This window comes from Parasphingomonas zepuensis (genome assembly GCF_036663735.1).
Classification (GTDB): Bacteria; Pseudomonadota; Alphaproteobacteria; order Sphingomonadales; family Sphingomonadaceae; genus Sphingomonas.
On record NZ_JAXOJO010000008.1, the window covers coordinates 135214 to 154972 of the forward strand.

The following is a 19759-nucleotide window of genomic DNA, read 5'->3' on the forward strand; positions in this document are numbered from 1 at the left end:
GAGATGTATTATAGTTTTTTGTAATATACTTCGGAAGATGGCAGGTTTTTCTGAAACAGCGTTATCGTAACCGTGATCGGCCGGTAGCCGGGAGCGATTCGGTCGCTTGGCCCATCGTCCCGCCCGCGCTATCCCGATGCGATGCAGCCTTATCTCGATCTCATGCGCCGCGCGCTCGACACTGGCACCGACCAGATGGACCGGACCGGCACCGGAACGCGCTCCGTGTTCGGGCACCAGATGCGCTTCGACCTGGCGGATGGCTTTCCCGTCCTCACCACCAAGAAGCTGCATCTTCGCTCGATCATCGTCGAGCTGCTGTGGTTCCTGCGCGGCGACACCAACGTCCAGTGGCTGCGCGACCGCAAGGTGAGCATCTGGGATGAATGGGCCGATGAAGCGGGCGAGCTCGGCCCGGTTTATGGCAAGCAGTGGCGTGACTGGGAGACGGCGGACGGCCGCCATATCGACCAAATCGCCGAGCTGATCGCGCAGATCAGGACCAATCCCGCCTCACGCCGCCAGATCGTCAGCGCGTGGAATCCCGGCGACCTCCACGCCATGGCGCTGGCGCCGTGCCATTGCCTGTTCCAGACTCACGTGGCGAACGGCCGGCTCTCGCTGCAGCTCTATCAGCGCTCCGCCGACATCTTCCTCGGCGTGCCCTTCAATATCGCGAGCTACGCGTTGCTGACGCACATGCTGGCGCAACAATGCGGGCTTGAGCCGGGCGAGTTCATCTGGACGGGCGGCGACTGCCATCTTTATTCCAACCATCTCGACCAGGCCCGCGAACAGCTTTCGCGGGAGCCCGGTCCGCTCCCGCGGCTCGAACTGCTGCGCAAGCCGGACGCGATCGACCAGTATGAATATGAGGATTTCCGGCTGATCGGCTACGAAGCGCAGGCCCATATCAAGGCGCCCATCGCGGTCTGAAGGCGGACTATTCCGTTATCAATTGTTGTTCGACGCTGAGCATGATGAACTCCGCCGGGTGGATCAGCGCCAGGGCGATCGTCACCCGCAGCCTGCCGGCGACCACGTCATCCGCCGTCATCGTCGTGCCCATGCCGCACGACACCGAGAATGCCGCGGAAGGCCTGTCGCCCATCAACCCGCCCTGCTGCCACAAGCCGGTCAGGAAGCTCGAGATCATCGCCGTCACCGCGTTCCATGTGGCCGGCACATTGGGCTCGAAGGCAAACGGCTCGAGCGCGGCCTTCACCGATTGCTCGATATAGATGAGCGTTCGCCGTACCGGGACATAGCGGTAATCGTTGTTGTTCCCGTCAAGCGTCCGCGCTCCCCAGACCAGCGTGCCGCGGTTGGGAAAGTTGCGGATCGCGTTCACGGCCATCCCGTCGAGCGGCGCGTTCATGTCGGCCTGCTCTGCATCGGTGATCACAAGCGCCGGATCATCCACCATCGCAAGCGCGATGTTGGCGGGCGCGTTCCACACGCCGGCTACACTGTCGTTCCGCGCATAGAGGCCCGCAATGGCGGGCGTCGCCGGCAGGATCCGTTGGTTGCCGTCGATCACTGCCTCGAGCCAGGGGAAGTAACTCGCGCCGTAACTGCGCCCGTCGTTGATGGCCGCGATGCCGGTGCGAAAGTCCGCCACGGCTGCGGTGATCGACGCTGGCGTGCCATTGGTCGCCCCACCGCCGGGCAGGTCGAGAAGCGCAAGGCGGTCGCCCAGCCGCGCCGCCTGCTCGATCATTGCAGCGACGAAGGCGTAATAATCCGCCGCAACCATGGCCAATGCGTCCGGTGCCAGCAGCAGCGTCGGACCGGCCGTCGCCCCGATCGCGTCGAGCCCGCTCTGCAGCCGGTGCGGATCGAGCCCCGCGTCGCCCAGGTCAGCGGCGAAATCGGCAAAGTCGCCGACCGGAACGATGAAGCAGCGTTCGCCGCCATTGCCGAAGAAGAGCTGCAGACTCTCCCACAGGATCGGTATCGATCCCTCGCCAGCGCCAGCGCCACCGCCGAACATCGCCTGATAGTCCGCCATTGACGCGATCTCGGTCGGTCGCCCAAGCAGCGACCCGCCGGCGCCCGAGGTCTGCTCTTTCTCGGTATAGCCGATGAACGCCGGGACCGCTGTCGGCACGCCGACGATCGACGGGGAGCTGGCCGGAAGCTCGTTGATATAGACGCCCGGAGTCTTCGCCACGGCCATGCCCCACCCTTTCACCGCCTGATCCCGTCGACCCTATCAGGCGGAATCGGCTGCGCAACGATCGATGCCACCGCAACGGTCACGCCAACCAATTCAGCCGCCGTTCAGTCGTACGATTACATATGTAATCGCACAGGGATGCGGGGAGAGCGCGACATGAAGGAAATCCATATCACCATTATCCTGGCCGCCCTTGCCGCGGCGCTGCTCCAGTTCATGGCGCAGCCGCCTCAGGCGCAGGCCGGATCGAAGCTTGCCTGTTCCTGCGCTCCCGCCGCGATCCCGTCATGAGCCGCGCCGAACGCAGTGGCCCGATCGTTTGGCGCGTCCTATAGCCGCGCAATGATCTCCCCGCGCATCACCCTCCACCTCGCCCGCGCCGACAATGGCGTGATCGGCCGCGACGGGGGCCTGCCATGGCGCCTGCCCGCCGACCTGAAGCGATTCAAGGCGCAGACCATGGGCAAGCCGATGATCATGGGCCGCAAGACCTTCGAGAGCTTCCCGGCGCCTCTGCCCGGCCGCCGCCACATCGTGCTGACGCGCGACGCCGGCTGGTCGGCGCCAGGTGCGGAAACCGTCGGCGACGTGGCAGAGGCGATCGCCCTTGCCGCCGCGCCCGAGATCGCGGTGATTGGCGGGGCGCAGGTCTTCGCCCTGTTCCTGCCCCGCGCCGACCAGGTGGAGCTTACCGAAGTCCACGCATCCCCCCTCGGCGACGTGGTCGTGCCCCCGTTCGCGGAGTGGCGCGAAGTGGCGCGTGAGGAGCATCCTGCAGAGGGCGAGCGCCCCGCCTACAGCTTCGTGACGCTCGCGCGCGGCTGACCGTCGCCCGGCCTTGTTCCGGGGTTCCCTGTCCCGCATAACGGCCTCGATCGAACAGGGCGGCAATGGCGCTGCGACTGGTTCGGCGGTGAGGATCCTGATGCGTAAATGGCTGCCGGGCGCGCTCGCCCTGATTCTTCTCGCCGCGATTGCCTTCTTCATCCTCGCCCCGGCCATGATCGAGCGCTCGCTGAACAAGGTCGAGCCGGTCACGCTCAAGATCACGTCCCGCGCTCGGGCGCTCCACGCGCAACTGCAGATCGCCGATATGCATGGCGACACTCTGTTGTGGAAACGCAGCCTGCTGACCCCAGTGGATCGCGGCCAGATCGATCTGCCGCGGCTGATCGCAGGCAATTATGCGCTGCAGATATTCGCCTCGGTCACCAAGACGCCCAAGGGGCAGAATTACGACGCCAACACCGCCGACACCGATAATGTCACCTCGCTCGTCATTGCCGACCTCCAGCCACCGCGCACCTGGGGCTCGTTGCTCCAGCGTTCCCTGTGGCATGCGGCCAAGCTGGATCGCTATGCCGCTGCCTCGAACGGCCAGTTCCGGGTGATCCACAGCCCCGCCGATCTGGATCGCCTGCTGGCCGAGCGCACGGCCGGCAGCAAGGTCGTCGGCGGCATGCTTTCGATCGAGGGGCTGCAGGATCTGGAGGGCAAGCTGGCCAATCTCGATAGGCTCCACGCCGCCGGCTTCCGCATGGCCGGGCTCGCCCATTTCTTCGACAATGACGTGGCCGGATCGATGCACGGCGTCGCCAAGGGTGGGCTGACTCCGCTCGGCGTGCAGGTCGTGCGGCGGATGGAGCGGCTCGGCATGATCGTCGACGTCGCGCATTCGAGCCATGCGACCACCGCGCAGGTGATCGCGATGGCCCGGCGCCCGATCGTCGCCAGCCACACCGGCGTACAGGCGACCTGCCGGGTCAACCGCAACCTGACCGACGACGAGATTCGCGGCATCGCCCGCACCGGCGGGGTGATCGGCATCGGCTATTGGGACGCCGCGATCTGCTCGACCCGGCCCGAAGCGGTCGCGGCCGCCATCGCGCATGTCCGCGACGTCGCCGGGATCGACCATGTCGGGCTCGGCTCCGATTTCGACGGCGCGGTCGTCACCGGCTTCGACGCAAGCCAGGTCGTGGCCGTCACCCAGGCGCTGATCGATCGCGGCTTCTCGGATGCGGACATCGCCAAGGTGATGGGCGGCAATGTGCTCAGGGTGTTGAGGGCTGGAATAGCGTCGCAGTAATTCCTTTCCCGCGCAGCCGGGGAGGAATTGCGTTGCTCGTCCTCCCCCCCTATGCGCAATCCATGGAGCGGCTTGACGGCGGCTCGATGGTACCTCCCGAACTTCGGGGCGGAATCGTCGCGCTCGGGAATTTCGATGGGTTCCACAGGGGGCATCAGGCGGTGGTCGGCCGGGCGGTCGAGCGCGCGCGCGCTGAAGGTCGTCCGGCGCTGGTCGCCACTTTCGATCCGCATCCCGTCCGTCACTTCAAGCCCGACACGCCCGCCTTTCGCCTGACCACGCTCGACCAGCGCGAACGACTGTTCGCCGCGGCCGGCGCCGATGCGATGATCGTGTTCCACTTCGACGCAGCACTTGCCGGGCTGACCGCGATGGAGTTCGTCGCCGATCGCCTGCTCGACAAGATCGGCGCCGGCGGCGTGGTGACCGGCGAGGATTTCACCTTCGGCAAGGCGCGCGGCGGCAATGTCGATGTGCTCGCCGATCTCGGCCTCAAGAACGGCTTTTCGGTCGATACCATCGCGCCGGTCGAGCTCGATGGCGAGGAAGTCTCGTCGAGCCGGATTCGCGACCTGCTCGTCGCCGGCGATCCGCGCGGCGCGGCACGGCTGCTCAGCCGCCCCTTCGCGATCGAGGGCGTGGTCCAGCACGGCGACAAGCGCGGTCGCGTGATCGGCTATCCGACCGCCAATATCGATATGGGGAATTATCTGCGCCCGGCGTACGGCATCTATGCGGTGCGCGGCCGGCTTCCCGACGGGCGGATGCTGGACGGCGCGGCCAATCTCGGCGTTCGACCCAGCTTCGATCCGCCCAAGGAGCTGCTCGAGCCGTTCTTCTTCGATTTCTCCGGTGATCTGTACAATCAGATGATCGAGGTATCGCTGGTCGACTTCATTCGGCCGGAGGCCAAATTCGACACGCTCGAAGCGCTCAGCGCCCAGATGGAGCGGGATTGCACGCGCGCGAAGGAAATGCTCGCGCAATAGACTTGGCAGGTTGGAACGTCGGCCTGCGCCGCAGCCTCGAAAGCGCCCAAACGCAAAATGGGGGCCGGCATTGCTGCCGACCCCCTGTCGCCGGACTTCGATCCGCTTGGCGCTTCCGGGGAAGCGCCCGCGCCTTCTGGTTTCGGCGGCATGCTCCACCCGCGCCGCGAGCGGCATCAGGCTTCGCATTCGGTCACCGGGGCCGGGCGCGATACCCTTGCGGGCCTCAACGCCGCGACCTCCGGCGGCCAGCTCGACGATCGGGCCGAAACCCGATTGCCGCGCCTTGGCCCCTACCACCGGACCAGCCTTCCACCCGTTGCCGGGCGGCGCGCATCCAGCCTTCACGGCCAACGTCTTTCCGTATCGCGGGGACGGGGAAAGACGCCTGGAACACCTTCCCTTGCCGATCCACCAGGCCATCGCTTGCGCGGCGGCGGGCTTCCTTGCGCGGTCCGATATTCCGCCAGCATCCTGGACGGTTTCCTTGCGGCACCTTTCCACGATATTGGCATAAGTGACTGGTGTTTCTGCGATTTCTCGCTTCCGCATCACCCTCTTACAAGATGGATGCTGTCACTGAATCCGAGTCGTGCAAAGCGCGAAATAGCCGCTGCTGGCTGTGGATAACGTGGATATCGTGGAGAAGATTCGGCACCCCATCGGGCTGCAATCGGGCCTGCCGCCAATGATGAACGGCACGTTGTTTCACGTTCATGCAACTTCGTTAGAACAGCGAGCGTTACGCCCCCGATATTGATTCAAGGCAAAGGGAGTTTGAAAATGCGCAAGATGATTATGGCGGCTGTCGCCGCTTCGCTCGTGATCCCCGCGACCATGGCCGTTCCGGTCAGCAGCGCCGAGGCCCGCAAGAACTACAAGTACAAGCAGTGGCGTGGCCGGGACGGCCGCACCTATTGCCGCAAGTCTGACGGCACGACCGGTCTGCTCGTCGGCGCCGTGGGCGGTGCCCTGGTCGGCCGGACGATCGATACCAGCGGGGACCGCAGCGTCGGCACCCTGGGCGGCGCGATCCTGGGTGGCCTGGCCGGCCGCGAGATCGATCGCAGCAACAGCAACAACAAGCGCCGCTGCCGCTAAGCGACGTTTCACCGGAATAAATGCGAAGGGCGCGGCGCAAGTCGCGCCCTTCGTGTATTCGGGCCACCCCATCGCAGGAGACCAGAAATGACGACTCGCAGCGGATCGGCCCGGTATCAGGGCTTCGGCAAGGACGGCGTAGGCCATGTCTCGACTCAATCGGGCGCGCTCGCCGACACGCCGTACGGCTTTGCCAGCCGGTTCGAGGAAGGCCCGGGCACCAACCCGGAAGAGCTGATCGGCGCCGCCCATGCCAGCTGCTTCACCATGGCACTCAGCTTCGCCCTCGCCCGCGCCGGCTTTTCCGGCGGTACGCTCGAGACGAGCGCCAAGATCACGCTCGACAAGGACGATAGCGGCTTCACCATCACCCGCTCCGACCTGGATCTGACCGCGACCATCGACGGCATCGATGCCGAGCAATTTGCCGCGATCGCTGCCGATGCCAAGGCGAACTGCCCGGTTTCCAAGGTTCTCAAGGCTGAGATCACGCTGACTCATCGCCTCAATCCGGCTTGAGCGGGCGTTCTCGCTAAACAGGCGGAACGCGAAACGGAAAGGGCCCGGCGATCGCTCGCCGGGCCCTTTGCCGTGCGCGATGCTGCGATCAGATGATGCCGCCACCCAGGAACAGGCGCAGCGCGCAGACGATGATCAGGACGAGATTGAGGTTGCGCCCGGCATTGCTCGATGAAAGCGCCCCGAGCGCGAGACCGACGATCCCCAGCGGAATCGTCAGCCAGTTGAGCCAGCCAAGGAGCGGAATGAAACCGATCAGCGTGAGCACGAGCACCAGCAGACCGACGAGGATCGAGAAAATATTGAGCATGGCATGACAATGGCGAGCCCGACGCACCAACGCAAGGGCGATGAAAGCGCGTCACCATATGTCTCCGCCGACGGACGGATGAACTCTATACCGGGCTACGCTCATTGCATTTCCCCTTTCGCGGCGTGCCCCAAACGGTCAGCCCTGCCGGTTTTTCGCACCCGAAAACCCCCAAGGTTCTCATTTCCTCCAATCCGCGCTAACGGGGCGGCATGTTCCAACTTTTTCTCGTCATGCTCGGCGGCGCCGTGGGCGCCGGCGCGCGGCATCTGACCGGCCGGACCACGCTTGCCGCGTTCGGCCCCGGCTTTCCCTATGGCACGCTCGCGGTGAACCTGATCGGCGGGTTTGCGATGGGCCTGCTGGTGGGCACCCTCGCGCGTATCGCCGTTCCGGGCGAGAATTGGCGCCTGCTGCTCGGCGTCGGCGTGCTCGGTGGCTACACCACTTTCTCGGCCTTCTCACTGGACGTCGTGACCATGATCCAGCGCGGCGATCTCGGCATCGCGCTTTTCTACGTCCTCCTTTCGGTCGTCGGCTCGATCGTCGCCCTGTTCGCGGGCCTCTCACTGGTACGGGTTGCGGCATGAGCGACAATTCCAACACCAGGGACGAGTCGAACGTCCGCCAGTTCAACGTCGGTGCCGATGACGACGGCATCCGGCTCGATCGCTGGTTCAAGCGGCATCTGCCCGACACCAGCTTCACCACCGTCGCCAAATGGGCGCGCACCGGCCAGCTGCGCGTCGACGGCGCGCGCGCGACGCCGGGCGACCGCATTGTCGCCGGCCAGTCGATCCGCGTGCCGCCGGCCGAGCCGGTCCATGCCGACACGCCGCAGAAGCGCGAGCGCCCGCCGCTGAGCGAGGAGCAGACCGACTTCATCCGGGATCTCGTCATCCACCGCGACAAGCAGGCGATCGTCATCAACAAGCCGCCCGGTCTCGCGACTCAGGGCGGCACCAAGACGCACGAACATGTCGACGGCCTGCTCGACGGCCTGCAGTTCGAAGGCGAGAGCCGGCCGAAGCTGGTCCACCGGCTCGACAAGGACACGTCCGGCGCGCTGCTGCTCGCCCGCACGACGCGCGCGGCCGCGTTCTTTGCCAAGGCGTTCTCCTCGCGCAGCGCCAAGAAGACCTATTGGGCGCTGATCGTCGGCGTGCCCTCGATCGAGGACGGCACGATCGACCTGCCGATCGCCAAGCAGCCCGGCAGCGGCGGCGAGAAGATGCATGTCGACGAGAAGGAAGGCGCGCTCGCCCGCACCCGTTACCGTGTGATCGAAAGCGCCGGCAACACCACTGCCTGGGTCGAGCTGATCCCGCATACCGGCCGCACGCATCAGCTGCGCGTGCACATGGCGGCGATCGGCCACCCGATCGTCGGCGACGGCAAATATGGCGGGCAAGCGGCGTTCCTGACCGGCGGGATCAGCCGCAAGATGCACCTCCATTCGCGCCGCATCGCGGTCGACCATCCCGATGGCGGCAAGATCGACATCCAGGCCGAACTGCCGCTGCATTTCGCCGAAAGCCTGAAGCAGCTCGGTTTCGACGAGATGCTCGGCAACAACATGCCGCTCGATACCCCGCCCCCGCCGAGCAAGGCCGTGAAGAAGCAACAGGCCAAGCAGCACGCCAAGACGGTGCGCAAGGCCCGCCGCGGCGAGCGACGGAGCCGCGGGAGCGCGTGACGTTGGGCGAGATGCCGTCGACATGGTGATGGTATGGCGGGTGTGCGGGCGCGGTTGAATCAAGCCGGTTTGCTGAAAATGTCATGCGGGTTGCTGACATTTTCCACTCATGCCTAAATGTTTGTTTTTAAAACACTTTTATCCAAATTCCGTGTCAGCACCGAGCATTTTACAAGATTCCGTACAACGTTGATACGGGCGGGTTCAGCGCTGCAATTTGGTCGCGAGGATGATCGAGGAGGTCGTCTTCTCGACCCCTTCCAGCATGCCGATCGCATCGATCAGGTCGTTGAGCCGGTTGACGTGCGGCGCCTCGACGATCGCGATGAAATCATGCTGGCCGCTGATCGCGAACAGGCTGGTCACCTCGGGCATCGCGGCGAGTTCCTCCTGGGTCTGGTGGGTGACCTTGGGGAAGACCTTGATCATCACATGCGCGCGGATCATGCGCAGATCGTAATCGGCGCCGAGCCGCACGGTGTAGCCGGCGATGGTCCCGGCACGCTCGAGCCGTTCGATCGCGGCGTAGATGCTGCCGCGCGACACCCCCAGCGCTGTCGCGAGATCGGATACCGCCCGGCGCGAATCATCGCGGAGCAGCGCCAGAAGCTGGAGATCGATGCTGTCCGGCCCCGAACGGTCGTTCACGGAAGCGGCTCGCCGGCATAGATGGCAGTGCGGGCTGGCAAGGTGCTGGTTACGAGGCCGCGATACATGCCTTGCGTGTTCATGGAGAAGGCCGCGTGTCCCGCGCCATCGATCGCGATGAGCCCGCCATCGCCGCCGATATCGCCGATCGCCTCCATCGTGTCGTCCGCCGCGTCCTTCACCCCCTGCCCTTTCCAGGCGATGCGGTCGCAGATCTGGCGCGCAGCGCTTTCGCGGATGAAATATTCGCCGGTGCCGGTCGCCGACACGGCGCAGTCATGGTCCGAGGCATAGGTGCCCGCGCCGATGATCGGGGAATCGCCGATCCGCCCCCAGCGCTTGCCGGTCAGCCCGCCGGTCGAGGTCGCCGCCGCGACATGTCCGCGCATGTCGAGCGCGACCGCGCCGACGGTGCCGAAACGGTGTGTCGTATCGAGCGCGGCATGCTCGTCGCGCTTCCAGGCGAGATATTCCTGCCAGCGCTTCTCGGTGCGGAACCAGCTCGGATCGACCTGCTCCACGCCCTGCTCGCGCGCGAACTGGTCAGCGCCCGGGCCGGTGAGCAGCACATGACGTGAGCGCTCCATCACCGCGCGGGCAAGCGTGACCGGGTTCTTCGTCGCGCTGACGCCGGCGACGGCGCCAGCCTTGAGCGTCGCGCCATCCATGATCGCGGCGTCGAGCTGGTTCTTGCCCTCGGCATCGAACACAGCGCCGCGACCGGCATTGAACAGCGGATTGTCCTCCAGCACCCGCAGCGTCGCCTCGACCGCGTCAGTGCTGGACCCTCCCTGGCGCAGTATCGCCGATCCCGCGACCAGCGCTTCGGCAAGCCCTGCGCGGTAGGCCCTGTCCTGCTCGGGCGTGAGATCGCCGCGCGAAACCACCCCGGCGCCGCCATGGATGGCGAGCGTCCAGGCGGCATTCGGCGGAAAGGGCGCGCCGGTGAGCCGCCCGGCCTTGACGCTCGCGGTGCCAGCGAAGGCCGGCCTCGTCACCGTGAGCGTCCTGAGGTCGAGCGCGCCGTCAGTGCCGATCCCGGTGATCTTCACCGCTGCCCAATCGAGCGGTTTGCCGGTCGTTGCACCAGGCGCGCCTTGCGGTTCGACCAGCCAGGCATGCCCATCATTGCGGGTGTAGAGCTTCGCGGTGCCATCGGCATCGACGCAGAGCGCTGTCTTCTCATCGACCCCGATCCCGACCGCCTTTGCATCGCGGCTCGCGCGCGTCTGCGCCACAAAGGCGATAAGCCGGCCCAGCCGATCGCGCGCCGTGAAATGCGTGTCGGTCACGACATGCGCGAGGTACGGCATATGGAGGAAGCCATGGACCATCGTCACTGCCGGTCCCATCGGATCGCCGAGCGCGGTGATCGAGTCGACGCTGCCGCCGTCCATCGCGCCATAAGCTGCCCCTCCGAGGATCGCGAGACCGGCGCTGGTGCCGCCGATCGGGCGCCCCTTCGCCACATGCGCGTCGAGCGCTGTCGCGACCGGGCTGTCCTTCCAGTAGCGGACGTAATTGGCCTGGTCGCCACCGGCGAGGAAGATGCCGTCGGCATGCGCCAGGATCGCCAGCACCTTCGGATCGCTCGATGCCTTGCGGTCGTCGAACACCAATGTTTCGACCGACGCCGCGCCCCCGATTTCCTTGTAGATTTCCTCGCCCGCGTTCGCGCCACCCGACGCGCGCAGCACCACGATATGGCCGTTGCCCGCTTTAGCCAGGAACCAGCGCCACGCGTCATAGGGCCAGTCGCCCCCGCCCATCAGCATCAGGCCGGTCGCGGTCCGGCCCGGCGTCTTCGCCGCCACGTCGCCGATGCTGTAATAGGTGTAGCCCGTGGGCGTACCTGCCCAGGCCGGTGGCCCGCCCAGCCCGAGCAACAATGCGACGATCAACCAACGTAGAGCCTGCATGACTTCCCCCCTGACGCAAGCATGACACGCACCGAACAAAACGTGCTGATGTCCCTGACTATTCGTATTTTTCATATTCCATTTTGTCGTTGTGCAGTGTCAATGTGTCGCGGGGTAATCGCAAGGGGGAAATCGATGCGGACTACCGGAATCATCGCGCTCGCGCTTGCGGGCAGCAGCTTCGGCGCGCTGGCGAGTGCGGCACAGGCGCAGAGCGTGGATCCGCAGACCCAGGCCCAGGACGAGGCGACTCCGCAGGGCGACATCATCGTGCTCGGTTCGCGCATCCCGCGCATCCAGCGCGAAGGGCCGGCGCCAGTGACCACGATCACCTCCGACGAAATCCTGCGCAACGGCTATCAGAGCGTGCCCGACGTGCTGCGCGCGATCACCCAGAATGGCGGCGAGACGCAAAGCCAGCAAAGCTTTGCCGGTGCCGACTTCACCCCCGGCGCGCAGCAGGTCGACCTGCGCGGGCTTGGCCCGAATCACACGCTCGTGCTGGTCAATGGCCGCCGCATCGCCGACTTCCCCCTGCCCTTTGGCGGCAACAGCAACTTCACCGACATCTCCAACCTTCCGGTCGGCCTGATCGAGCGGGTCGAGGTGCTGAGCGGCAGCGCCTCGGCGATCTACGGGTCGGACGCGATCTCCGGCGTGGTCAATTTCCAGCTTAAATCGAAGCCGGACGGCACGCGGTTCGATTTCCGCTATGGCGCGACCGAGCATGGCGGCGGATCGTCCTTCCGGCTCACCGGCACGACCGGATGGGACACGGGCAATTTCCACGGCGTGGTCGGCATCGAAGGGGCGATCCAGCGTCCGCTCTGGCAATATCAGCGCAAGCTGCAGGATTCGACCGCGGACAATCCCACGACGGAAGCCCCGCTGGCGCGGCGCACCTTCCTGCGCACCGATGAAGATAGCGACTATCTCGATCCCGGTGCGGCGACCTGCGCCTCGCTCGCCCACCTCAACGGCGGCACTACTTATTATGCGAGCCGCCCGGATTATGGCTATGATCTGGACACCGGCGAATATGTCCCGGGCCGCTTTTGCGGCAGCAACGAATCCGTCGCTTACGGAACGATGATCTCCGACCGGAAATCGGTCACGGGCTATGCATCGATGGGATATAATCTCGGCGACCATGCGGAACTGTTCCTCGACGCCCAGGCAAGCTATTCGAAGCTGACGCTGTTTCGCGACGTGCTCGACTGGTTCTACGTGGCGCCCGACGGCAATGAAGAGGGCACCTTTTACAACCCGCTCTATGTCGCGCCGGACCAGACCTATGCCGGGGCGCAGCTCGACAATTGGTATCGCCAGTTCACGCCGGAAGAAATGGGCGGGCTGGATGCGGGCACGACGCGCAACAAATCGACCACCTTCAGCATCACGCCGGGCATCCGGGGCAAGTTCGGCGCGGATGACAAATGGGGGTATGAAGTCTCCCTCAACCACGCCGAATACCGCTCGACCATCGCCTTCCCGCAGGTGTTGATCGACAAGGCCAACGCGTTCTTCCTCGGGCCGCAAATGGGCACTGACCCGGACGGCGTCTATGCGCGGTTCGATGCCAATCCGACGCGACTGTACACGCCGCTGACGCCGGCGGAATATCGGTCGATCACGGCGGACTCGATCTACCGGCCCAAGTCCTGGACCAACAATGTCTCGGCGACGATCAACACAACCGAGCTGTTCCGCCTGCCGGGCGGTCCGGTCGGCGTCGCCGCCGTCGCGGAGGTCGGCAACCAGGGCTATAACCTCAACACCGATCCGCGCGCGCTCAGCCAATATTATGTCGGCCTGATCGATTCCAACGGCCGCGGCACGCGCCGGCATTGGGGTATTGGCAGCGAGTTGCGCGTACCGGTCCTGTCGATCCTCGAACTGAGCGGCGCCGCACGTTACGACCATTACGGCTTCGGCGGCAGCAGCATCGGCAAGTTCACCTATAATCTCGGCGCGGAGTTCCGCCCGATCAAGAGCCTGTTGCTGCGCGGCGCCTATGGCACCGGCTTCCGCGCGCCCGACCTTCATTACGTCTTCCGCGGGCCGGGGAACGTCCATTCGGGCGGTGCCGACTATTTTCTCTGCCGTGATCGGGAGCCGGACGAAACCATCGGCGACTGCAGCTACAGCGACGCCAGCTTTATCGTCAACAAGCGGGGCAATCGCCAGCTCCAGCCCGAAACCTCGACCTCGATCAATGCCGGCGCCGTGTTCCAGCCCTTGCGCGGTTTCGACATCTCGGCGGATTATTTCCGCGTGAAGATGAAGAATCAGGTGCTCGACATGAACATCGACACCGTGCTGCGCACTGAGGACGATTGCCGGGCCACCCAGGCGGATCCCACCACAAAACTTGATCCGAGCTCGCCGACTTGCGTCGATGCACTGTCGCGGGTGCAACGCTATGTTGGCGGCGCGCTCGACGGGGAAATCCGAAGCATCCTGATCAACCCGATCAATATTGCCGAGGAAACGACTGACGGCATCGACATCGCGGCGCATCTGCGCGTGCCGTTGCGGCAGGATGCCTGGGGCACGGTCTCCGTATCGGTGGGCTATACCTATGTGTTCAACCACACGGTCAAGCAGTATCCGGGCGATCCGATCATCAGCAAGCTCGACTTCGACAGCGGCTATGACATCCCGCGCGACAAGGGCACGGCGAGCATCAGCTGGAAGCACGACGCGTTCACCGCGACGGTGACGGGGCAGCGGCTCGGCAAGCTGCCCAATTACGACGAGGACGCCTATATCAAGCCGAGCTATCTGTTCAATCTGTCGGCGCAGTACGACCTGACCGATCACTTGCGTGTCTCGGGCACGGTCAACAACCTGTTCGACCAGAACCCGATCAAGGACCCGACCTATTCGTCCTACCCCTATTACGACGTGTCGTGGTTCGACGGGGTCGGGCGCAGCTATTATCTGCAGATGACCTGGAAGCTGGGCGGATCGAAGCTCTGATCCGGGCACGACGCGGTCGGGATCGACATCCAGGCCGAACTGCCGCAGCACTTCGCCGAGAGCCTGAAGCAGCTCGGTTTCGACGAGATGCTCGTGCTGGACGCACGGCCGTTAGTCCCGGATCGGTTTCACTTGATCTTCATCCCTTGGACTGCACCATGCTAGGCCAGCCGGGGTGGTATTTCCGCATCGCGTTCAATCTGCGTATCGATCGCAAGGGGTTCGACCATGCATGACTGTGACGACGGGTGCGACATCGGCCGCAGGTCGATCCTTGCCATCGGGGCCGTGGGCGCGGGGCTGGCCGCAATCGGCATCCCCACCGAAGCACATGCCCAGAATTGGGGCAGGGAACGGCGGGACGCTCTCTCGCCGAGCCAGATCGTCGACGAAATCATGGAAGGGAATCAGCGGTTCGTCCTCGGAAGGATGCGCAGACGCGACTGGCTGACGGAGCAGCGGAACAACGCCGAAAGGCAATATCCGGCTGCCACCTTTCTGACCTGCATCGATTCCCGCGCACCGGTCGAAGTGCTGTGCGATCTCGGCATTGGGGACGCATTCAATGCCCGCGTCGCCGGCAATGCCCTTAACGACGATATTGTCGGGTCGATGGAATATACGACCGAAGCCATGGGCGCGAAGGTCATCATGGTAATGGGCCATACCGGCTGCGGTGCGATCTCGGGTGCGATCGATGGCACCGCACTTGGCAGCCTGACGCTGCTGCTGGCGCGGTTTCGCAACACGATCGCGAAAACCAAATATACGGGCGATCGGACATCCCGGAATCCCGAATTCGTCGATCTGGTCGCCCGCAATCACGTCCGGGCGACGGTCGATCTCATTCGCAAACGCAGTCGTTTGATCGCCCGTCGCGAACGGGCGGGCGGGCTCAAGATCGTCGGCGCGATGTATGACCTGAAGACGGGATTGCTTTCACTGGTTTGATGCGCCCGGCGGCACCGGGCGGATGGCCCGGCCATCCGCGCGATTGATTCCCTCGCGCATCGCGCTACGGCCACGGCATGCACCCGAACACGGCCATCCGCACCGCCAACGCCGCCGCCGATCCGAGGACGTCATGACCAATCGCCTTGCCCTGTTCGATTGCGACGGCACGCTCGTCGATAGCCAGGCCAATATCTGCCAGTCGATGGAGGAGGCGTTCCAGCTCGGCGGCCTGGTTGCGCCGGAGCGCAGCGCGATCCGCCGGATCATCGGCCTCAGTGTGGTCGAGGCGATCGCGGCGCTCAGCCCGGAACTCGACGATGCCCGCCACCGCACGCTGGCAGAGGAGTATAAATCCTCCTTCTTCCGCCTGCGCGCCTCGGGCGCGATGGAGGAGGAGCCGCTGTTCGACGGCATGATCGCCGCGCTCGACGATCTGGCAAAGGCCGGCTGGCTGTTCGGCGTGGCGACCGGCAAGTCCGATCGCGGCCTCGCCCGCATCCTCGCGCATCACGGCATCGCCGATCGCTTCGTCACCCTCCAGACCGCCGATCGCCACCCCTCCAAGCCGCACCCCTCGATGATCGAGCTGGCGATGGCCGAGGCGGGCGCCTCGCCCGAGACCACGGTGATGATCGGCGACACCAGCTATGACATGATGATGGGCCGCGCCGCGGGCACGCGCGCACTGGGTGTCGCCTGGGGCTATCACCCGCCCGAGGAACTGCACGCGGCCGGCGCCCATGCGGTGGCCGAGACCGTGGCGAGCCTGCCCGCGCATATGGAGACGGTATGACCGAGCCCGATACCACCGCCCGCAATCGCTGGCTGGCCCTGACGCTGACGCGGATCGCCGGATCGGCGGGCGCGATCTTCGGGGTCGTGCTGATCGGCCGCGCCCAGACGATCGGGCCCAAGATCCTCGGCGTCGCGATCGTGCTCTCCGCGCTGGCGATGATCGCCACCGTGCCGCGCGCGCTCGCCCGGCGCTGGCGGACACCCCCCGAGTCGTGAAGCGTTTCTGGAAAGAGGTGTCGGTCGATCCCGATCGCGGCATCCGGCTTGACGGCAAGCCAGTGCGCACACCCGGCAAGCAGCCGCTGATCCTGCCCAACGCCGCCCTGGCCGAAGCCGTCGCCGACGAATGGCGCGCCGTCGGTGAAGGCGCCGAGATCGATCCGCGCGCGATGCCGCTGACCGGCCTGGCCAATGCCGCGACCGAGCGGATCGACCCGGCCGCCTTCGCCGCCGCGCTCGCCGCGTTCGGCGAGAGCGACCTGCTCTGCTACCGCGCCGAAAGCCCGGACGATCTGGTCGCGCGCCAGGCGGCCTTGTGGGATCCGCTGCTCGACTGGGCACGCACGCGCTACGACGTGCATTTCGAGATCGCGGCCGGCGTGATGCATCGGCCCCAGCCCCCCGCCACGATCGCGCGGCTGGCCGAAGCGGTGGCGGCGCGCGATGCCTGGCAGCTTGCCGGCCTCTCCCCGATCGTCACCATAGGCGGCTCGCTGGTCGCCGCGCTCGCGCTGGACGAGGGTGCGGCGACACCGGAAGAAGTGTGGCGCGCAGTCGAACTCGACGAGGACTGGCAGGCCGAGCAATGGGGCCGGGACGAACTCTCGCTCGGCGCGCTCGAATCGCGGCGGCGCGATTTCAATGCTGGGGTGCGGTTTCTAAATCTTCTTTGACCGACTTTACACGTCGCCTCGCTCGCCGAAGCGTGGACAAAGTTAGGAAAAGCCCAGTACCTTCCGCAAGGTAGCGCAGTCCCGATTGCCACGGTGAGAGCATGCGCGACGGTTAGGGGGAGCGCTTGCCGAGAACGACGATGTTACGCGCGCTGAGCCTCACTCTCGCGCTTGGTCTGATCGCTATCGTCGACGCAGCGCTAGCCCAGACGACACCGGAAACGCCCATGGCCTTCACAGTGGCGGAAAGCGCGACCGATCGCGAGTTGCAGGCTCTGCTAGATGGCGGTGACCAGACCATCTACGCAGCCGGTAAGATCACGCCTGGCACGACCAAGCGCTTCCGCGACTTCGTCACCGCAAAGAGGATCACCCAGGCCCGGGTCTATTTCGATTCGTCGGGTGGCTCGGTTGTGGAAGGAATGGAGCTCGGCAGCGCCATTCGTGAGCTGCATTTCAACACCGATGTCGGGGCTGCAGTCGATTCGGGAGAGGAGGCGCATTCGATGTGTGCGAGCGCCTGTGCCTATTCATATGCTGGTGGGGAAAGCCGCTTCCTCAACAAGGGCAGCGGCAAGCTCGGCATCCATCAATTCTCCGGCGACCGGAAGAAGGCAGCGACGAGCGAAACTCAGGCGGTATCCGGCCTGATCGTCGCTTATCTCACGGAGATGGGTGTCGATGCCAAAGCCTTCACTCTCGCGGCGATGACAGAGCCGGATTCCATCCTGTGGCTCGCTCCTGACGTCGCGGAGCAGCTTGGCTTTGTTAACAATGGCAAGCTCCCCACCCAGGCTGAAATCCAGCTCGTGAATATGGCGCCCGTGCTGGTCCTATCGCAGATCAGGTACGACCGGAAAGTCACGGTAGGCTTCGGCTGTTCGCGAGCGCGCGTAATCATGGATGTCGGCGTCGACAATCCGCGTGACATGCCAAGGGATTTGCGCCGGCTTACCAGCGCTTACTTCGAATTAGACGGGCAAGTGGCCTTGATGAAGAGGGGTATCGGCGCGGCCGAGATCAATGGTGCTGAAGTCCACATCGCCCGTGAGATCGATGAAGAAACGCAGATGCGTCTGCTAAAGACCGGCACGATGGATGCCTGGCTCGAGACTGGCGGCCTATATCGATGGGGCGGCCCGATAGATCTAAAGGATGCCCATGAGAAGATGGGCGACTTTTTCCAACAATGTGCGTCAGGGCAAACGATTACCTCCGCCGCGCCACCCCGGTCGGCACCCGGGCCATCCGGTCTGCACGAACTGGTGTTCATCGACATGAGGCCGGGAAAGGATAATGCATCCATCCTTTTCATCGACCGCCCGACGATACGACGGACGGGCACTATGGCGCAGGTGGCAGCCTATACCGCGGGTGTTGCTGCGGGAGCTCCCTTCTATGCGGTCAGCTCCTATGAAGTCGATTGTGCAGGCGTACGGACCAAGAAGCGGACCTATCTCAGTACGAAGGAAGGCGAGGCGCTGGAATCGGTGCAGGGCATTTGGGAGATGGCCATGCCCGCGACCAACGATCATTTCGTGCTTCAACTTGCGTGCGGTACAGCAGAGATCACTAGGGAGAATACGATCCGCACCGCCGATGTCTTCGCAACGCTACGCCGGTTCATCGAAAAAAAGATGTATGAGAAGGACTACGGCGAAAAATAGTCCGTTTCGCTCTCACTCCCCCGTCGGCGACGTCCGGATCAGCTTGCGGATGAAGCCGATGATGCCGGTCTGGCGCGAGCGCTTGAGCCGCTCCGCCGCGAGGATCGTGGTCACGCATTCGAAGCAATGATCGACGTCGTCGTTGACGAGCACATAATCATAGCCGTCCCAGTGGCTGACCTCGTTCGCCGCGCGGTCCATGCGGGCGTCGATCACTTCGGGCGTGTCGGTCGCGCGGCGTTCGAGCCGGGTGCGCAGCTCGGCCATCGAGGGCGGCAGGATGAAGACGCGGACGATGTCTCCGCCGGCGAGTTGGTGCAGCTGCTGCGCGCCCTGCCAGTCGATGTCGAACAGGATGTCGCGGCCCTGCTCGAGCACGTTCCACACCTGCGCCTTGGGCGTGCCGTAGCGGTGCCCGAAGACATGCGCCCATTCCAGGAACTCGTGGTTTGCCACCATCGCACGGAAGGTTTCGAGATCGACGAAATGATAATCGACCCCGTCCACTTCGCCCGGCCGGATCGGGCGAGTGGTGTAGGATACCGACACGACCAGATCGGGCTGGTCCTCGCGCAGCTTGCGCGCGATCGTCGATTTGCCTGCGCCGGACGGCGAGGAAAGGACGAACAAGACGCCACGGCGCTTGAAACCATGCGGATCGGACTCGGGGGCAACCATGCGCGCTAGTGGCGTGGGCGTGCGCCCCCCGTCAACCCGTCTTGCGGCCTATCAGTTTTCCGGCTGATCCCGGCCAAGCACTGAATCGCTCAGCTTGCCGAGGCCGCGCAGGACGAACCAGCCGACCGCGAAAGTCACCGCGACCGGCACGATCACCCGTGCGGCCGTGACGATGCCGGCGCCGATCAGCGCACCGTCGATGCTGCTGTCGTCCCCGTTGCGCTTGTCGATCGCGCTGCCGATCAGGCCGCCGATGATGGTGCTGGCTTTCATGGATATCCCTTCGTTTCGGGAGCAGAGCGCGCGAGGAAGCGCGTGGTTCCCTTCTCAAAGCCCCCTG

21 protein-coding genes are annotated in these 19759 nt (G+C 64.9%); 15 read left to right on the forward strand and 6 right to left on the reverse strand.

Going from position 1 to position 19759, the window contains the following annotated elements; genetic code table 11:
• Positions 1 to 141 precede the first annotated feature (141 nt).
• The gene (locus U1769_RS23345) at positions 142 to 936 is read left to right on the forward strand and encodes a thymidylate synthase (protein WP_332720518.1); all 795 of its coding nucleotides are present in this window, start codon (positions 142 to 144) and stop codon (positions 934 to 936) included.
• Positions 937 to 943: 7 nt separating this feature from the next.
• Here the strand turns inward: U1769_RS23345 and U1769_RS23350 are convergent, their stop codons facing one another.
• Complete coding sequence (locus U1769_RS23350) at positions 944 to 2179, reverse strand: phage tail sheath family protein (protein WP_332720519.1); 1236 nt, start codon at positions 2177 to 2179, stop codon at positions 944 to 946.
• Between the two features lie 156 nt (positions 2180 to 2335).
• Between U1769_RS23350 and U1769_RS23355 the strand changes: the two genes are divergently transcribed.
• The 6 genes from U1769_RS23355 to U1769_RS23380 all read left to right on the forward strand — a co-directional run bounded on the left by U1769_RS23355 (position 2336) and on the right by U1769_RS23380 (position 6877).
• The gene (locus U1769_RS23355) at positions 2336 to 2470 is read left to right on the forward strand and encodes a hypothetical protein (RefSeq protein ID WP_332720521.1); all 135 of its coding nucleotides are present in this window, start codon (positions 2336 to 2338) and stop codon (positions 2468 to 2470) included.
• Positions 2471 to 2521: 51 nt separating this feature from the next.
• On the forward strand, positions 2522 to 3004 hold the full coding sequence (locus U1769_RS23360; protein WP_332720522.1) for a dihydrofolate reductase: 483 nt from the start codon (positions 2522 to 2524) through the stop codon (positions 3002 to 3004).
• Positions 3005 to 3104: 100 nt separating this feature from the next.
• Entirely contained in the window at positions 3105 to 4268 is a 1164-nt protein-coding gene (locus U1769_RS23365) for a dipeptidase (protein ID WP_332720553.1), read from the forward strand.
• 62 nt (positions 4269 to 4330) lie between these two features.
• Entirely contained in the window at positions 4331 to 5257 is a 927-nt protein-coding gene (locus tag U1769_RS23370; RefSeq protein WP_332720555.1) for a bifunctional riboflavin kinase/FAD synthetase, read from the forward strand.
• A gap of 783 nt (positions 5258 to 6040) precedes the next feature.
• Complete coding sequence (locus U1769_RS23375; protein ID WP_332720524.1) at positions 6041 to 6358, forward strand: glycine zipper 2TM domain-containing protein; 318 nt, start codon at positions 6041 to 6043, stop codon at positions 6356 to 6358.
• A gap of 87 nt (positions 6359 to 6445) precedes the next feature.
• Positions 6446 to 6877, forward strand: a complete 432-nt coding sequence (locus U1769_RS23380) for an OsmC family protein (protein WP_332720526.1) — start codon at positions 6446 to 6448, stop codon at positions 6875 to 6877.
• An 88-nt stretch (positions 6878 to 6965) separates the two neighbouring features.
• Here the strand turns inward: U1769_RS23380 and U1769_RS23385 are convergent, their stop codons facing one another.
• Positions 6966 to 7187, reverse strand: coding sequence for a hypothetical protein (locus U1769_RS23385; RefSeq protein ID WP_332720527.1), 222 nt, complete (start codon positions 7185 to 7187; stop codon positions 6966 to 6968).
• A gap of 212 nt (positions 7188 to 7399) precedes the next feature.
• Here U1769_RS23385 and crcB point away from each other — a divergent pair, with 212 nt between their 5' ends.
• Both crcB and U1769_RS23395 read left to right on the forward strand, forming a co-directional pair.
• Positions 7400 to 7777, forward strand: a complete 378-nt coding sequence (gene crcB, locus U1769_RS23390; protein ID WP_332720528.1) for a fluoride efflux transporter CrcB — start codon at positions 7400 to 7402, stop codon at positions 7775 to 7777.
• Positions 7774 to 8883: an RluA family pseudouridine synthase gene (locus U1769_RS23395; protein WP_332720530.1), complete on the forward strand. Its 1110-nt coding sequence runs from the start codon at positions 7774 to 7776 to the stop codon at positions 8881 to 8883. Before crcB ends, U1769_RS23395 begins: the two co-directional genes overlap by 4 nt.
• A 204-nt stretch (positions 8884 to 9087) precedes the next feature.
• Here the strand turns inward: U1769_RS23395 and U1769_RS23400 are convergent, their stop codons facing one another.
• Positions 9088 to 9531 carry an Lrp/AsnC family transcriptional regulator gene (locus U1769_RS23400; RefSeq protein ID WP_332720532.1) on the reverse strand — a complete coding sequence of 148 codons (444 nt, stop codon included), beginning with the start codon at positions 9529 to 9531 and terminating at the stop codon, positions 9088 to 9090.
• Complete coding sequence (locus U1769_RS23405; protein WP_332720533.1) at positions 9528 to 11450, reverse strand: isoaspartyl peptidase/L-asparaginase; 1923 nt, start codon at positions 11448 to 11450, stop codon at positions 9528 to 9530. Before U1769_RS23405 ends, U1769_RS23400 begins: the two co-directional genes overlap by 4 nt.
• 135 nt (positions 11451 to 11585) lie before the next feature.
• Here U1769_RS23405 and U1769_RS23410 point away from each other — a divergent pair, with 135 nt between their 5' ends.
• The 6 genes from U1769_RS23410 (at position 11586) to U1769_RS23435 (ending at position 18741) form a co-directional block, all read left to right on the forward strand.
• Complete coding sequence (locus tag U1769_RS23410; RefSeq protein WP_332720534.1) at positions 11586 to 14432, forward strand: TonB-dependent receptor plug domain-containing protein; 2847 nt, start codon at positions 11586 to 11588, stop codon at positions 14430 to 14432.
• Positions 14433 to 14660: 228 nt separating this feature from the next.
• A complete protein-coding gene (locus U1769_RS23415; protein ID WP_332720535.1) occupies positions 14661 to 15383 on the forward strand; it encodes a carbonic anhydrase family protein in 723 nt (240 codons plus the stop codon).
• Between the two features lie 133 nt (positions 15384 to 15516).
• Positions 15517 to 16179, forward strand: a complete 663-nt coding sequence (locus tag U1769_RS23420; RefSeq protein ID WP_332720537.1) for an HAD-IA family hydrolase — start codon at positions 15517 to 15519, stop codon at positions 16177 to 16179.
• Positions 16176 to 16397, forward strand: a complete 222-nt coding sequence (locus U1769_RS23425) for a hypothetical protein (RefSeq protein WP_332720539.1) — start codon at positions 16176 to 16178, stop codon at positions 16395 to 16397. Before U1769_RS23420 ends, U1769_RS23425 begins: the two co-directional genes overlap by 4 nt.
• Complete coding sequence (locus tag U1769_RS23430; protein WP_332720540.1) at positions 16394 to 17074, forward strand: ATP12 family chaperone protein; 681 nt, start codon at positions 16394 to 16396, stop codon at positions 17072 to 17074. The genes U1769_RS23425 and U1769_RS23430 overlap by 4 nt, the downstream gene beginning before the upstream one ends.
• A gap of 140 nt (positions 17075 to 17214) precedes the next feature.
• Positions 17215 to 18741, forward strand: a complete 1527-nt coding sequence (locus tag U1769_RS23435; RefSeq protein ID WP_332720542.1) for a COG3904 family protein — start codon at positions 17215 to 17217, stop codon at positions 18739 to 18741.
• 12 nt (positions 18742 to 18753) lie between these two features.
• Here U1769_RS23435 and gmk read toward each other — a convergent pair whose 3' ends face one another.
• Both gmk and U1769_RS23445 read right to left on the reverse strand, forming a co-directional pair.
• The gene (gmk, locus tag U1769_RS23440) at positions 18754 to 19419 is read right to left on the reverse strand and encodes a guanylate kinase (protein WP_332720544.1); all 666 of its coding nucleotides are present in this window, start codon (positions 19417 to 19419) and stop codon (positions 18754 to 18756) included.
• A gap of 51 nt (positions 19420 to 19470) precedes the next feature.
• Positions 19471 to 19692, reverse strand: coding sequence for a hypothetical protein (locus tag U1769_RS23445; RefSeq protein ID WP_332720545.1), 222 nt, complete (start codon positions 19690 to 19692; stop codon positions 19471 to 19473).
• Positions 19693 to 19759: the final 67 nt, after the last annotated feature.

What these genes read in the sequence shown, in the direction of transcription:
- U1769_RS23345 (WP_332720518.1), top strand. Translation starts at nt 142, where the DNA reads ATGCAGCCTTATCTCGATCTCATGCGCCGCGCGCTCGACACTGGCACC.
- U1769_RS23350 (WP_332720519.1), bottom strand. Translation starts at nt 2,179, where the DNA reads ATGGCCGTGGCGAAGACTCCGGGCGTCTATATCAACGAGCTTCCGGCC.
- U1769_RS23355 (WP_332720521.1), top strand. Translation starts at nt 2,336, where the DNA reads ATGAAGGAAATCCATATCACCATTATCCTGGCCGCCCTTGCCGCGGCG.
- U1769_RS23360 (WP_332720522.1), top strand. Translation starts at nt 2,522, where the DNA reads ATGATCTCCCCGCGCATCACCCTCCACCTCGCCCGCGCCGACAATGGC.
- U1769_RS23365 (WP_332720553.1), top strand. Translation starts at nt 3,105, where the DNA reads ATGCGTAAATGGCTGCCGGGCGCGCTCGCCCTGATTCTTCTCGCCGCG.
- U1769_RS23370 (WP_332720555.1), top strand. Translation starts at nt 4,331, where the DNA reads ATGGAGCGGCTTGACGGCGGCTCGATGGTACCTCCCGAACTTCGGGGC.
- U1769_RS23375 (WP_332720524.1), top strand. Translation starts at nt 6,041, where the DNA reads ATGCGCAAGATGATTATGGCGGCTGTCGCCGCTTCGCTCGTGATCCCC.
- U1769_RS23380 (WP_332720526.1), top strand. Translation starts at nt 6,446, where the DNA reads ATGACGACTCGCAGCGGATCGGCCCGGTATCAGGGCTTCGGCAAGGAC.
- U1769_RS23385 (WP_332720527.1), bottom strand. Translation starts at nt 7,187, where the DNA reads ATGCTCAATATTTTCTCGATCCTCGTCGGTCTGCTGGTGCTCGTGCTC.
- crcB (WP_332720528.1), top strand. Translation starts at nt 7,400, where the DNA reads ATGTTCCAACTTTTTCTCGTCATGCTCGGCGGCGCCGTGGGCGCCGGC.
- U1769_RS23395 (WP_332720530.1), top strand. Translation starts at nt 7,774, where the DNA reads ATGAGCGACAATTCCAACACCAGGGACGAGTCGAACGTCCGCCAGTTC.
- U1769_RS23405 (WP_332720533.1), bottom strand. Translation starts at nt 11,450, where the DNA reads ATGCAGGCTCTACGTTGGTTGATCGTCGCATTGTTGCTCGGGCTGGGC.
- U1769_RS23410 (WP_332720534.1), top strand. Translation starts at nt 11,586, where the DNA reads ATGCGGACTACCGGAATCATCGCGCTCGCGCTTGCGGGCAGCAGCTTC.
- U1769_RS23415 (WP_332720535.1), top strand. Translation starts at nt 14,661, where the DNA reads ATGCATGACTGTGACGACGGGTGCGACATCGGCCGCAGGTCGATCCTT.
- U1769_RS23420 (WP_332720537.1), top strand. Translation starts at nt 15,517, where the DNA reads ATGACCAATCGCCTTGCCCTGTTCGATTGCGACGGCACGCTCGTCGAT.
- U1769_RS23425 (WP_332720539.1), top strand. Translation starts at nt 16,176, where the DNA reads ATGACCGAGCCCGATACCACCGCCCGCAATCGCTGGCTGGCCCTGACG.
- U1769_RS23435 (WP_332720542.1), top strand. Translation starts at nt 17,215, where the DNA reads ATGTTACGCGCGCTGAGCCTCACTCTCGCGCTTGGTCTGATCGCTATC.
- gmk (WP_332720544.1), bottom strand. Translation starts at nt 19,419, where the DNA reads ATGGTTGCCCCCGAGTCCGATCCGCATGGTTTCAAGCGCCGTGGCGTC.
- U1769_RS23445 (WP_332720545.1), bottom strand. Translation starts at nt 19,692, where the DNA reads ATGAAAGCCAGCACCATCATCGGCGGCCTGATCGGCAGCGCGATCGAC.